The 14,161-nt window shown below is 39.0% G+C and carries 14 protein-coding genes; 5 read left to right on the top strand and 9 right to left on the bottom strand.

Annotation, left to right across the window (positions count from 1 at the left end; all coding sequences use genetic code 11):
• Position 1: 1 nt before the first annotated feature.
• The 8 genes from pdhA to tpiA all read right to left on the bottom strand — a co-directional run bounded on the left by pdhA (position 2) and on the right by tpiA (position 7,725).
• Positions 2-1,042: a pyruvate dehydrogenase (acetyl-transferring) E1 component subunit alpha gene (pdhA, locus tag ME5_RS05655; RefSeq protein ID WP_008039231.1), complete on the bottom strand. Its 1,041-nt coding sequence runs from the start codon at positions 1,040-1,042 to the stop codon at positions 2-4.
• A 136-nt stretch (positions 1,043-1,178) separates the two neighbouring features.
• Positions 1,179-1,502, bottom strand: coding sequence for an FtsB family cell division protein (locus tag ME5_RS05650; RefSeq protein ID WP_008039230.1), 324 nt, complete (start codon positions 1,500-1,502; stop codon positions 1,179-1,181).
• 269 nt (positions 1,503-1,771) lie between these two features.
• The gene (locus ME5_RS05645; protein WP_008039229.1) at positions 1,772-2,182 is read right to left on the bottom strand and encodes a TM2 domain-containing protein; all 411 of its coding nucleotides are present in this window, start codon (positions 2,180-2,182) and stop codon (positions 1,772-1,774) included.
• Between the two features lie 59 nt (positions 2,183-2,241).
• Positions 2,242-3,522 (bottom strand): phosphopyruvate hydratase, encoded by a 1,281-nt coding sequence (gene eno / locus ME5_RS05640; RefSeq protein ID WP_008039228.1) that lies wholly within the window; start codon positions 3,520-3,522, stop codon positions 2,242-2,244.
• Between the two features lie 89 nt (positions 3,523-3,611).
• Entirely contained in the window at positions 3,612-4,448 is an 837-nt protein-coding gene (gene kdsA / locus ME5_RS05635) for a 3-deoxy-8-phosphooctulonate synthase (RefSeq protein WP_008039227.1), read from the bottom strand.
• A gap of 225 nt (positions 4,449-4,673) precedes the next feature.
• Entirely contained in the window at positions 4,674-6,302 is a 1,629-nt protein-coding gene (locus tag ME5_RS05630; protein WP_008039226.1) for a CTP synthase, read from the bottom strand.
• A 158-nt stretch (positions 6,303-6,460) separates the two neighbouring features.
• The gene (gene secG / locus ME5_RS05625; protein ID WP_008039213.1) at positions 6,461-6,880 is read right to left on the bottom strand and encodes a preprotein translocase subunit SecG; all 420 of its coding nucleotides are present in this window, start codon (positions 6,878-6,880) and stop codon (positions 6,461-6,463) included.
• 80 nt (positions 6,881-6,960) lie between these two features.
• The gene (tpiA, locus tag ME5_RS05620) at positions 6,961-7,725 is read right to left on the bottom strand and encodes a triose-phosphate isomerase (protein ID WP_008039212.1); all 765 of its coding nucleotides are present in this window, start codon (positions 7,723-7,725) and stop codon (positions 6,961-6,963) included.
• A gap of 158 nt (positions 7,726-7,883) precedes the next feature.
• Here tpiA and ME5_RS05615 point away from each other — a divergent pair, with 158 nt between their 5' ends.
• From ME5_RS05615 to ME5_RS05595, 5 genes are read left to right on the top strand one after another with little or no spacing between them, the layout of a single operon-like run.
• A complete protein-coding gene (locus ME5_RS05615) occupies positions 7,884-9,773 on the top strand; it encodes a peptidyl-prolyl cis-trans isomerase (RefSeq protein ID WP_008039211.1) in 1,890 nt (629 codons plus the stop codon).
• 7 nt (positions 9,774-9,780) lie between these two features.
• Positions 9,781-10,800, top strand: a complete 1,020-nt coding sequence (gene trpD, locus ME5_RS05610; RefSeq protein WP_008039210.1) for an anthranilate phosphoribosyltransferase — start codon at positions 9,781-9,783, stop codon at positions 10,798-10,800.
• 1 nt (position 10,801) lies between these two features.
• Positions 10,802-11,593: an indole-3-glycerol phosphate synthase TrpC gene (gene trpC, locus ME5_RS05605; RefSeq protein WP_196793519.1), complete on the top strand. Its 792-nt coding sequence runs from the start codon at positions 10,802-10,804 to the stop codon at positions 11,591-11,593.
• 2 nt (positions 11,594-11,595) lie between these two features.
• Positions 11,596-12,093, top strand: coding sequence for a cyclic pyranopterin monophosphate synthase MoaC (gene moaC, locus ME5_RS05600; RefSeq protein ID WP_008039208.1), 498 nt, complete (start codon positions 11,596-11,598; stop codon positions 12,091-12,093).
• Entirely contained in the window at positions 12,080-13,315 is a 1,236-nt protein-coding gene (locus ME5_RS05595; protein WP_008039207.1) for a molybdopterin molybdotransferase MoeA, read from the top strand. The genes moaC and ME5_RS05595 overlap by 14 nt, the downstream gene beginning before the upstream one ends.
• 3 nt (positions 13,316-13,318) lie before the next feature.
• On the opposite strand, the gene ME5_RS05590 is transcribed toward ME5_RS05595, so the two are convergent.
• Positions 13,319-14,140: a phytoene/squalene synthase family protein gene (locus ME5_RS05590; RefSeq protein ID WP_245256497.1), complete on the bottom strand. Its 822-nt coding sequence runs from the start codon at positions 14,138-14,140 to the stop codon at positions 13,319-13,321.
• Between the last annotated feature and the right edge of the window lie 21 nt (positions 14,141-14,161).

Genomic DNA, 14,161 nt, shown 5'->3' with positions numbered 1-14,161 from the left:
CTTATACTAAAATATCGGTATAAAGCTCAGAAACATCTGGCTCTGGATCCGTCTGCGCAAATTCTGCTGCATCCGCGACAATTGCCCGAACATCTTTATCGATTGCTTTCAACTCATCTTCACTTGCCCAAGCTTTATCAATAAGGCGCGTTTTGACCTGATCAATCGGATCATGGTCCGCACGTATCTTTTGAACTTCTTCCTTGCTTCTGTATTTTGCGGGATCAGACATGGAATGACCACGATAACGATACGTTTGCATATCAAGAATGATGGGGCCTTTTCCAGCACGCGCCCAAGCAATCGCCTCATCAGAGGCCGCCTTCACTGCGCGCACATCCATGCCATCAACAATAATACCGGGAATTTCAAATGATAATCCACGACGAGAAAAATCAGTTTCTGCTGATGCGCGTGAGACTGATGTTCCCATGGCATATTGATTATTTTCAATAATATAAATAACAGGTAATTTCCAAAGTGAAGCCATATTAAAGCTTTCATACACCTGTCCTTGATTGGCCGCACCGTCACCAAAATAAACAAGAGTGACATTATCTTTGCCTAAATATTGGTTTGAAAAAGCCAAACCTGTACCAATGGGCACCTGTGCGCCAACAATGCCATGACCACCATAGAAATTTTTCTCTTTGGAGAACATATGCATTGAACCGCCTTTACCTTTTGAAAAGCCACCACGGCGTCCCGTCAACTCTGCCATCACACCTTTTGGACTCATACCAGCGGCCAGCATGTGTCCATGGTCACGATACGATGTAATAATTTGATCACCTTCTTTTGAAGCCATAAGTGTACCACTTACAACAGCTTCTTGACCAATATAAAGATGACAAAAGCCACCAATAAAACCCATACCATAAAGTTGACCTGCCTTTTCTTCAAAACGCCGAATTAACAGCATCTCACGATAGACTTCCAACTCTTCTTGTTTGGTAAAATCTGCAGGTTTCGGTGGCTTGGCGATATTGGATAATGCTATCTGCGTATTTTTCGCAGAAGTTTTTTTAGCCCGTGCTGCCATATCAAACTCCCTAAATCAAAGATGACCTTAAAATAATCTTTTCACAACAAAGATACAAGCCTTATATTGGCAGCTTTTAAATTACTATCTTATTGTTTTTTTTGGATTAAATTTAATTAACTTGATTTTGGTTAATTTATTGATCACTTGGTTTTGTGATGATAACCAACTCATTTGGGGTAGAAAGATTCAAATTTTTGCGTACATATTCATCCAACATATCACGCTCAATGTGCCCATCTCTGAGTAAGGATATTTTTTTTTCAAAAGCTTCACGTGCAGTAACAAGGGTTTTCAATTCACCATTCAAATCATCAATATGGCTTTCCAGTTTAACCCGCGAATAAAGCCCATATTCACCATGATAAATATGGTAACCAAAATAAGAAAATACGCCAACCGCCATAAGAGGCAGTATAAAACGTCCTTTAATTGATCTACGTTTATGTTTGGTCCACATGATTTTCTTTCACCGAATCACTTGGACAATGCACCAATTTCATTAATAGCTTATTACTTTAAATCTTAATTGGTTAAAATTCATCGACTAAGAGTCTAACAAAACATAAGAATGACATTAATTAGAACGGATATGAAAATTACGTTTTTTAATTTATTAAATTGGGAAGTCATCTTAAATAAAGGCTTAACTAAAAAAACTGGCGAGCATTTCAACTCACCAGTTTTTTTTCATGCAAAATAATTTTAATAATATTCAATATATTTGAATTAAAGTGATTCACCGTCGATTCTATTACCTTGCTTATCCGTAAAGTTACCCATCAAAATAACAATAAAATCAATCAAGACCCATATACCAGTAATTATCATACCTATCACTGTGCAAGTTAACACAAGCATTAATATACCCGTTCCAATTTTACCAACCATAAAACGGTGAACACCGAACAAACCAAAAAACCAACAAACAATTGCTAAAATTAATTTAGAACGTTTTTTGCTAGTTTCCAGCGGTAGAATACTACCTGCCTTTCCATCATTTCCAACAAAGTCAATATTCATACCCTCAGTTGGTCTTTGTTTTCCAATCCAATCACTTTGATTGAAAATATAACGATTTCCATCCTGTCCAGAGATAATTCCATTATCTCCATTATAGCTGATGATAATACCCCTCATACGATACTCCTAATAATTATAAAATTAACCTTCTAAAGTAATCTTAATGAAAAAACAATTTAACCTTGAATGCGAAAGGCAGATAAACCAGCATATCGTGCTTGAGGTCCCAATTCTTCTTCAATACGAATCAGTTGATTATATTTTGCCAAGCGATCAGAGCGTGCAAGCGAACCCGTTTTGATCTGACCACAATTGGTTGCGACCGCCAAATCTGCAATTGTTGAATCTTCCGTTTCTCCTGAACGGTGCGACATAATTGCCGTATAACCTGCCTTATGCGCGGTTTCTACAGCATCGAGCGTTTCACTTAACGTACCAATTTGGTTGACTTTAATTAATATAGAATTGGCAACACCCATTTTAATACCATCACGCAACCGCGATGAATTAGTCACAAACAAATCATCACCAACCAATTGGCATGTTTTTCCGATTTTATCTGTCAAAATTTTCCAACCATCCCAATCATCTTCAGCCATACCATCTTCAATACTCAAAATTGGATAGTTTTTTGACAATTGCGCCAAATAATCTGCTTGTTGCTCGGCATTACGCGTTTTTCCTTCGCCATCATAAACGTAGGCGCCATTTTTATAAAATTCACTTGCTGCACAATCTAAACCAAGAGCAATATCTTGCCCCGGCTTAAAACCAGCTTCAGTGACAGATTCCATAATAAAATCGAGCGCATTTTCTGCGCTTTTTAAATTTGGTGCAAAGCCACCTTCATCGCCTACATTGGTATTAAGACCTGCTTTTTTTAATCGACTTTTTAAAGTATGAAAAATTTCTGCACCGTAACGAACAGCTTCTTTTAATGTTGGCGCACCAACAGGTAAAATCATGAATTCCTGAAAATCAATCGGATTATCAGCATGAACACCACCGTTGATAATATTCATCATCGGCGATGGAAGAAGATGTGCTTGCGTACCGCCAACATATCGATAAAGAGGCAAACCTGCAGATTCAGAAGCAGCCCGAGCAACCGCTAATGAAACACCTAGAATGGCATTGGCTCCCAGACGCGCCTTGTTCGGTGTTCCATCAAGAGCAATCATTGCCTGATCAATAGCCATTTGATCTTCCGCATCGCGACCGCCTAATTCTTCAAGAATTTCACCATTTACTGATGCTACGGCTTTTTCAACACCTTTTCCTTGGTAACGTGTTCCACCATCACGCAATTCGACTGCTTCATGTGCGCCTGTTGATGCTCCAGATGGCACCATAGCGCGCCCAAAAGCGCCATCTTCCAAAACAACATCAACTTCAACTGTCGGATTACCCCGACTATCTAAAACTTCACGTCCGACAATATCTAAAATAGCAGTCATTTTACGTTTCCTTCCAATTTTATAATCTATTCTTTATATTTGTCTTGATCCCAACAAAGATTAAGCCGGACAAAGCCGGCTTAATCTTTTTATTTCATATTCTTTGCCAATTGATCAAATGCTTTAAGATTTTCCAATAAATTTGGTAAATCATCAAGCTTTATCATATTTGGCCCATCTGATGGGGCATTGTCAGGATCTTGATGGGTTTCAACAAACACCCCTGCTACACCAACAGATACTGCGGCACGCGCAAGTGTTTCGACAAATTCTCTTTGTCCGCCTGACGAACCGCCCTGTCCTCCTGGCTGTTGGACAGAATGTGTCGCATCAAAAATGACGGGCGCACCAAATGCTGCCATAATTGGCAATGCACGCATATCAGAAACAAGCGTATTATATCCAAAAGAAACACCGCGTTCACATGCCATAACATTTGGATTTCCGCTTTCTATCACTTTATCCAAAACGTTTTTCATATCCCAAGGGGCAAGAAATTGTCCTTTTTTAATATTAATAACACGGCCTGTTTTTGCTGCCGCCACAAGCAAATCGGTCTGGCGGCATAAAAATGCAGGTATTTGTAAGACATCGACAATATTTGAAACAATCTCACATTGTTCTTCTGTGTGAATATCTGTCAAAACAGGAAAACCAAACTCTTTTTTAAGATCGGCAAAAACATCCATGGCTTTTTCAAGACCAATTCCACGTTTTCCATTCAAAGACGTACGATTTGCTTTATCAAAACTTGATTTATAAACGAGACCGATACTCAACTGGTCTGTTATTTCTTTGACACGACCTGCCACATCAAAAGCGTGGTCTCGACTTTCCATTTGGCAAGGGCCTGCAATTAAAGAAAATGGAGCAGTATTACAAAAAGTAACATTTCCAACAGAAATTGAATGATGCGTATGTGACATTTTATTTCCTAAAAAATTTTAATAATCTTTATGTCATAGAAAAAAACATCTTAAAAGAATAATCTCAAATATGTCTCAAAAGTCTCTCAAAAAAACTTATGACAAAAAAGGTCATTGAAAGAAATTACAGATCATAACTGTTTGTTTCAAAATCAAAAATATCAATCAAGCACGTGTTTAAATGTCTGATGCATACACATCAAAACAATATCCCTATAGCTTTAGCTAAACCAAACGGCTCTGTTCAATAGCAGCTGCAATAAAAGAAGCAAAAAGTGGATGAGGATCAAAAGGGCGTGATTTCAACTCTGGATGATATTGAACACCAATAAACCAAGGATGGTCTTCATATTCCACTGTTTCTGGCAAAACACCATCTGGGGACATACCAGAAAAAATCAAACCTGCTTGCTCTAATTGGTCTTTATAATCAATATTGACTTCATAACGATGACGATGCCGTTCAAAAATATCGGTCGTACCGTATATTTTTGCAATATGGCTTCCTTCTTTTAATATTGATTGATAAGACCCTAATCGCATTGTACCACCAAGATTGCCCGCAGCTTCGCGCTTTTCTAGATCGTTGCCTTTAAGCCATTCAGTCATAAGACCAACGATTGGAGCAGAGGTGTGACCAAATTCGCTTGAAGAAGCAGCATCAATACCGCATAAATTACGAGCCGCTTCAATGCAAGCAAGCTGCATACCAAAGCAAATACCAAAAAAAGGAACTTTTCGCTCTCGAGCAAACCGTGTTGCAAGAATTTTTCCTTCTGCGCCACGTTCACCAAAGGCACCAGGCACTAAAATACCATGAAGCTTTTCGAGATAAGGTGTAGGATCTTCCTTTTCAAACAATTCTGATTCGATCCATTCAAGATTCACTTTAACTTTATGCGCAATACCACCATGCATGATTGCTTCAATCAAAGACTTATACGCGTCTTTTAAACCTGTATATTTGCCAACGATAGCAATGGTCACTTCCCCTTCAGGATTATGAATGCGATGAGTAATTTCCTTCCACCGCCCCATTTGAGGCTTAGGTGCTGGATCAATACCAAATGCGGCTAATACTTCACCATCTAATCCTTCATAATGATAGGCCATTGGTACATCGTAAATGGCATCAACATCAAGCGCCTGAATAACGGCTGTTGGTCGCACATTACAAAAAAGCGAAAGCTTTTTACGTTCAGATTCTGGTATCGGACGATCAGCACGTACAAGCAAAATATCGGGGGCAATACCAATAGATTGCAATTCTTTTACCGAATGTTGCGTGGGTTTTGTCTTAAGTTCACCAGCAGCTGCAATATATGGCATTAATGTTAAATGAATATAAACCACGCTTTGTCTTGGTAATTCATTATGCAGTTGACGTATTGCTTCCAAAAACGGCATTGCTTCAATATCACCCACCGTTCCGCCAATTTCACATAACACAAAATCATAATTGTCATTGTCTTCTGTGATAAAATTTTTAATTTCATCAGTAACATGTGGAATGACTTGAACTGTCGCTCCTAAATAATCACCACGCCGTTCTCTTTCAATGATATTGCGATATATACGACCTGTCGTGATATTGTCTTGTTTATTAGCTGAGCGTCCAGTGAAACGTTCATAATGACCCAAATCAAGATCTGTTTCGGCGCCATCATCAGTGACAAAAACCTCACCATGTTGATAAGGAGACATCGTTCCTGGATCAACATTCAAATAAGGATCGAGCTTACGGATACGAACGCGATATCCGCGAGCTTGCAATAATGCTGCCAATGCAGCTGCAGCAATGCCTTTTCCAAGAGAAGAAACCACGCCACCAGTAATAAAAACATATCGTGCCATGGGCTTATGTGCTTAAGCGATTATAAATGATTCTACCAGAAAAAAATGCACAATAACCAAAAAAAAGACTCTTTTATAAATACAAAAAGTAAAAGGGCGTAATAGCCCTTTTTTTAAACACTACTTTTCAATTGAAATGACTCAAATTGTTTTCACTATTAATTTCCAGGTATGGGATTATCAGATTGCTGTGGAACTGGATTTTGTGGTTGCTCTTGATTATTTTGGTCTTGAGAACCATTTTGTCCTTCACCACTTGATGAACCACCCAATTGTTCTAAAATTGAAGGCTGTGTTCCCTCTGTCTGAGTTTGTCCGTCAGATTGCGGTATACGGTTCAAAATATCTGAAGCAGAATTTGACATACTTCCCAAAACAACCAAAGTGATTGACGTAATAAAAAAACATATCGCCAAAATCGCTGTTAATCGCGTTAAAATATTTTTGGTGCCTCTAGCTGTCATAAAGCCAGAACCGCCACCAATACCCAGACCTCCTCCTTCAGAACGTTGTATCAACACAACGCCGATAAGAGCGATCACAATTAAAAGATGGATGACAATCAATACTGTCTGCATGGTCTTTATTCTAACTCCAATGTTTGGGGCTATTTACACGCAAATAATGCATAATCCAAGAGGCAATTGAAATTTCTTCTCTATAATTTACGATACGCCTCACATATTGCAAGAAAATCAGTTGCTTTTAGGCTCGCACCCCCAACAAGCGCCCCATCAACATTTTGAACTGCTAATAGTTCATGCGCGTTTGATGGTTTGACTGAACCACCGTAAAGAAGCTGCATCGCTTGTCCTTTAGAGCCAAATCGTTGGTTTAATGTTTTGCGTATAAATGCGTGAACTTTCGTCACATCATCCACAGTCGATGTTTTTCCCGTTCCAATTGCCCAAACAGGCTCATAAGCTATAATTGTATTTTCATTTGTTGCATCATTAGGAACAGAATCATTTAATTGTTTACCAATGATTTCTAGCGTTATGCCTTCATCTCTTTGTGCTAAAGTTTCACCAACACAAATAATCGCTTTTAAACCAGCATGCCATGCTGCTTGCGCTTTTTTATGAACGATTTCATCCGTTTCATGGTGGTCTGTCCGTCGTTCTGAATGACCAACAATCACATAGCTTGCCCCTGCTTCTTTAAGCATTGGCGCAGATATATCACCTGTATGGGCACCACTATCTTGCGTATGACAATCTTGCCCACCTAACAAAAGTTTTTCTCCATCCAAAACATCAGCGGCGCGTGAAATAAGCGTGGCTGGCACACAGATGAGTGCTTCAAACAACAATCCTAAATCGGTACTGACCCCAGAAGCAATTGCACGCAATTCTGTCAAGGTTTCACCAGTGCCATTCATTTTCCAGTTTCCAGCGACCAAAGGTCGAACATTCGGGGTCATGATTTCACCTCAATATCGTTTTTAAAAGCACTTTAATGATAATTACTAACAAATCACACAGGCAAAGCAAGTGTTTAACCTTGCATCTTGTGTATCTTTGTTGCAAATCCTATAAAAACTTATGTTTTCATTAAAGACTTTTAAAATGGGACCAATCGATGCTTATTAATTTACGTAAAGTTCTCAATTCATGGATCGCCAAAGTTTTATTCGGTTTGTTCCTCTTATATTTTGCATTACTTTGGGGGCTCCCCAATCTTGCAGGAGGAAGCAGCAATGATCTTATTGTATCTGGAAAATCCAAAATATCCATAGATACTTATCGTCTGGCCCTTAATGATCAAATTATGCGCTTATCGGTGGCGTCCAATCTTGGTCGACCTTTGACAGTTAGTGAGGCCGAGCAATATGGTATTCCCCAAATGGTTCTTAATAAAATGCAACAAGATGTTCTTTTTAATGAGCAAGCACGTCTTCTTAATATCGGCGTTTCTAAAGATGGCATTGCACGTGCTATTGGCTCAGATCCGTTTTTTCATCAAAATGGTCGTTTTGATCGCAATCTTTTTTTAGGATATTTGCGTCAATTGCAAATAAGTGAAGCAGATATTGTTCATTATTATGCGGCAAAAGAAGATCGTGATCAACTCATAAAAAGTGCCATAGGAGCGCTGAAAGCACCTGATGTGTATTATTCGGCATTACTCACATATAAAGGTGAAACGAGAACAGCTGACTATCTATTATTGACTCCAAATCAACTTGATACGATTGATAATCCAACAAATGAAGAATTACAAACATGGTTTGAAGCGCACAAAGATCAATTTCAAGCGCCAGAATATCGAAAAGTTGCTCTTATAGAAATGAATATAGACAATGTTTTAAAACCGCAAGACATTTCAACAGATGAGGCAAAAGCTTATTACGAACAAAACGTTGCACAATTTGAAGAGCCCGAAAGAAGAACGATCGAAGAATTGGTGTTTAAATCTCAGGACGATGCTAATAAAGCTTTAACAAAATTAAACGAAGGCACGAGTTTTGATGACTTAATTGTTTCAGAAAATAAAACAAAAGCGGAAATTACTAAAGGACCTTTATCCAAAGACGAATTTTCATCTTTGATTGCCTCTGAAGTTTTTTCTTTGCCAAAAGATGGAATAAGTGGAGTGGTAAACGATTTAAAAGGTCCAATACTTATAAGAGTACGCAGTATTACGCCATCTGCACAAATTCCATTTGAACAAGTGGAACAAAAAATCCGGCACACTTTGGCAAAAAACCATGCCACTCAATCTATAAAAGAGATGCATGAAGCGATCGAAAATGAGCGTTTTGAAGGTGTCCCTTTAAAAGAGCTTGCCCAAAAATATGGACTCAACATGCGCGAACTTACTTTGGATAGTCAAGGACTGACACCAGATGGCACATCTATAAGTGACATTAAAAACCGTGACAATGTCCTTCAAACAATTTTTCAATCCTCAAAAGATTCCGATATTGATCCGTTAACAGATCAAAATGGTGGATATATTTGGTTAAATGTTGAAGAGATCATTCCCCAGCGTACCCGCAGCTTTGATGAAATCAAACAAACTCTCATAGAAAATTGGAAAAGCGAACAAACACAAAAACAACTGGATCAAGTCTCGCAACAAATAGCTCACTCTCTCCAACAAGGAAAGAGTCTTGATCAACTCGCACAAGAATTTCATTTACAAAAACAAACTGCTCGTGGTCTACAACGCGGTGTCGCTGCAGAAATTTTTGGCCAAACAGGAGTTAATGATGTGTTTTCTAGCGATACAAATCATAGTGGTGTTACGACAGGTACAAATCATAATGCGCGTATCATTTATCAAGTTACAGGTGCAATAGAACCTTTAAACACAAGCGCGCAATCCTTAAACGCTCAAGAAAAAAAAATGATTGATGCAATGATGGGAGAGGATTTACGTCTTGAAATGCTACAAGTTGCCAATGAACAACATCCTATCAAAGTCAACACACAAAATTATAGCCGAATATTGAATAATCTTCAGTGAGTTTAACATGAGCGATCTCAAGCCCTTTATTGATAAAGTCGCAACAGGTGTTTCTTTAAGTAAAGAAGAAGCGCAAAGTGCTTTTACAATTATGATGTCGGGAAAGGCTACGCCAGCTCAAATTGGTGGATTTTTAATGGCTTTACGTGTTCGCGGCGAAACAGTTGATGAGATTTCTGGAGCCGTTGCTTCAATGCGCGAAAAAATGATGCCGGTGGATGGTGTTAAAGAAGCCATTGATATTGTCGGCACAGGTGGTGATAAATCTGGATCTTATAATGTTTCAACAGCGACAGCCTTTGTCGTCGCTGGAGCAGGTGTGCCTGTTGGCAAACATGGTAATCGTGCACTATCTTCGAAATCAGGGGCTGCCGATGCACTCGCAGCCCTTGGTGTAAATATTGATGCTGATGCAGCAACAATCGGGCGGTGTATTCGTGAAATTGGACTGGGTTTTATGTTTGCGCCAACACATCATTCAGCAATGAGGCATGTTGGACCTGCACGTGTTGAACTTGGAACACGAACGATTTTCAATATTTTAGGCCCTTTATCGAATCCCGCGGGGGTTACCAATCAGTTAATAGGTGTTTTTTCACCCCAATGGGTTGAACCGATTGCAAAAGTTTTACAATCTTTTGGTTCAAAATCATTATGGGTTGTTCATGGAGATGGCATGGATGAGCTAACAACAGCAGGTGAGACACATGTTGCGGCTTTAACCAATGGAACCTTATCAAAATTTATGATTACACCTGAAGATGCAGGTTTAAAACGCGTCACAATGAATGATTTAAAAGGTGGAGATCCGCAACATAATGCGCAAGCTCTTCTTGAAGTGCTTGATGGTAAAAAGGGAGCTTATCGCGATATTGTTTTACTCAATGCATCGGCTGCTCTTATTATTGCTGGAAAAGCAAAAAATTTACGTGATGGTGTAAAAATTGCGACGGACAGTATCGATCAAGGCAAGGCAAAAACTAAACTTGAACAGTTAATTCTCGTTTCAAATGCGCTTGGTGAGTAATATGCAAGATATTTTAAAAAAAATTGAAACTTATAAACGTGCAGAAATTACTGAGGCAAAATCTCAATGCCCGCTAAATGAGATAAAATTAAAGGCATATAAAGCAGATGATCCACGTGGATTTCAAAAAGCATTACAACAAAAGCAAGATAATGGATTTTTTGGTTTAATTGCAGAAATTAAGAAGGCAAGTCCGTCTAAGGGACTTATTCGCCAAGATTTTGATCCAGAAAATCTTGCAATCGCTTATGAAAAAGGTGGCGCAGCTTGCCTCTCAGTATTAACAGATCAACCCTCATTTCAAGGTTCACCTAAGTTTTTACAGCAAGCACGTCATGCCTGCTCACTTCCTGTTTTACGTAAAGACTTTTTATTTGATCCTTATCAAGTGTATGAAGCACGAGCATGGGGGGCTGATTGTATTTTAATCATACTTGCAGCTGTTGATGACAGAGTGGCCAATGAGCTTGAAACATGTGCATTAGACCTTGGAATGGATGTTTTGATTGAAACCCATAATGAGAAAGAAATGGAACGTGCTTTGAGAATGCGTTCAAAGCTTATTGGTATAAATAATCGTAATCTTAAAACTTTTGCCGTTAATTTAAGTGTAAGCCAAACACTTGCCCATATGGTCAAAGATCATCATATTTTAATCAGTGAAAGTGGTATTTTTACTCATAATGATCTTTTGCGTTTGAAAGAAAGTCAAATTCTTTCCTTTCTTGTCGGAGAAAGTTTAATGCGCCAAGCAGATGTGACCCAAGCAACCAAAACATTGTTAGGGATTTAAAAATGAACAATAAGCTGACGCATCTGAATGAAAAAGGGGACGCCAATATGGTGGATGTTGGCGATAAAATCGATACAAAACGCACGGCGATCGCTCGCGGTTCAATCCGAATGACCAAAGAAACTTTTGAAACGGTAGAAAAGGGTCAAACCGCTAAAGGCGATGTTATAGCAACTGCTCGCATTGCTGGTATTATGGGAGCAAAAAAAACATCAGACCTTATTCCTCTATGCCATCCATTAATGCTTACAAATATGAGTATTGATATTCTAGCCGATGTGACCTTACCTGGTTATCATATCACCGCAGAAGCAAGTTTAAATGGAAAAACAGGTGTCGAAATGGAAGCATTAACAGCCGTTAGCATAACTTGTTTGACCCTTTATGATATGATCAAAGCTTTGGATAAAAGTATGATAATTTCAGATATTTGTTTGGTTGAAAAACAAGGGGGAAAATCAGGATTTTATATTCGAGGAAAAGACAATGGCACTTCTTAGTGTGAATGAGGCGTTAGAGCGCGTTTTATTAGCAACGCAAACGCTTGAAAAAAAAACAATAAACCTTCGTGACATAGGTATTCATCAAGTTCTTGCCCAAGACATCTTTGCCAAACGCACCCAACCTCCTTTTCGTTCTTCAGCAATGGACGGCTATGCATTTCGTCTGAATGCGCTTTCCTCAATTCACTACCCTTTAAAGATTGTCGGTGAAGCCGCTGCTGGCCAACGTTTTAAAGGACAAATTGGTTTGAATGAAGCCGTCCGCATTTTTACAGGGGCTCCAGTTCCAGATGATGCTGATTGCGTGGTGATACAAGAAAATGTTACCATAGAAGACAATGACCAGATAGTCTTAACAAAACCGCCTCAATGGAATGCGAATATACGCCCAGAAGGTGGTGATTTTAAAACGGGCGAGTGTATTTTAAAAGCCGGCTCTGTCATTTCTCCTAGTGCTTTAGCACTTTGTGCTGCAAGTGGGCATGCACAAATTGATGTTATTAGCTGTCCACGCATCGCTGTTTTGGCAACGGGCAATGAACTTGTGTTACCAGATAAACAGCCTTCAGAAGATCAAATTATTTCATCCAATTCTTTTGGTCTCATGCAACTCATACGCGCTCACCATTGCGACGTTATTGATCTTGGTATCGCTAAAGATGATGAAAAATCAATCCAATCCGCTATTGCTAGAGCACAGCAAGAAAAAGCTGATCTGCTTGTCACGAGTGGAGGGGTATCGGTGGGGGAATATGATCTTGTTCAAAAAGTTTTAAAAGAACAAGGTCTGGAATTAAATTTTTGGAAAGTGGCCATGCGCCCTGGAAAACCTCTCATGTTTGGTCATATTGACGGCGCATACAAAATGCTGGCTTTAGGCCTCCCAGGAAATCCTGTCTCCTGTCTTCTCACAGCGCATATATTTCTTATTCCAATTTTAGAAAAATTATCTGGCCGTCATTATCAAGCCAAAACAACTTCTGGTATTTTAACGAATAATTTACCAAAAAATGGCGCAAGAAAAAACTTTGTACGTGCGAAAATGAAAATATCTGACGATGGTCAATATATGGTTACGCCTTTACTGAATCAAGATTCTTCCAATCTCTCAATATTAACGAAAGCTAATTGTCTCATTATACAAGAAGAACATAGTGATGCTATCAGGATGGGCGAAAGCTGTTCCATTTTTATTCCTCAAGGAAATCTAGGTTTTTAAACCTTAAAGCATATGACCTAAAATCGCTGTTTTCATAAAAAGCCAATAGTGGTGCAAAGGGGAAAGAGAGATATCATCATGAAAGATATCACCACTTTTTGTTTCAATCTTTTTAAATACAGTCGGGACAGTCGCTAAGGGCAAAAATGCAGGATGCAATATTTTTGGCAGTGATGAAAAATTTGCACGAAATTTTCTATAATGTTCTCTGCCAAGTGAAAGAAATGCATCAACAACACGCTTTCTTTCTTTATCTGTCGCTTTATTAGACAAAAGCGAATCTGAAGTTACACCAAGTGCTAAAATAAAATCAGTCGGCAAATAAAACTGCCCGCGACTTTGACTCACAGGAAGACGACGCAAAAGCCCCGCAATTGCTTGTACAACACCTCCATGACCACATGCATCATACGCATCTTTTGCGCTTGATTGGTCTAAAATTTGGCAAGAAAGCTGAAGAACGATGCTGGCTGTTTCACCACAATAGGCTTCGAACGCAGACATATCAGGCATTGGATCATTATAAAGATCAAACACACGTGCATCGCACATACGCACAAAAGCCTCTTTCGATAAATGATAGTCATCAATCGTCGTTAGCAAAGCTTGCAAAATGGGATTAGCATCATTTTCACGTGTGTCGTTTTCGATAGCATCGCGCCAATATTTAAGTCGGATCTCACCAATTAAAGGTTCTCGTATCATATCGCGAATGCGCGCAATTTCTAAATTAAAAGCGTAAAGTGCAGCAAGTGCAGATCTTTTTGATTGTGGCGCAAATAACGTTGCAAGATATCGATCACGATCACCGTGACGTAAAAGCATGAAACAATGGTCGTTATAGCT

The organism is Bartonella tamiae Th239, assembly GCF_000278275.1.
GTDB lineage: Bacteria > Pseudomonadota > Alphaproteobacteria > Rhizobiales > Rhizobiaceae > Bartonella > Bartonella tamiae.
The sequence above is the reverse complement of the archived record's forward strand: the minus strand, read 5'-3'. Positions and strand labels throughout refer to the sequence as shown.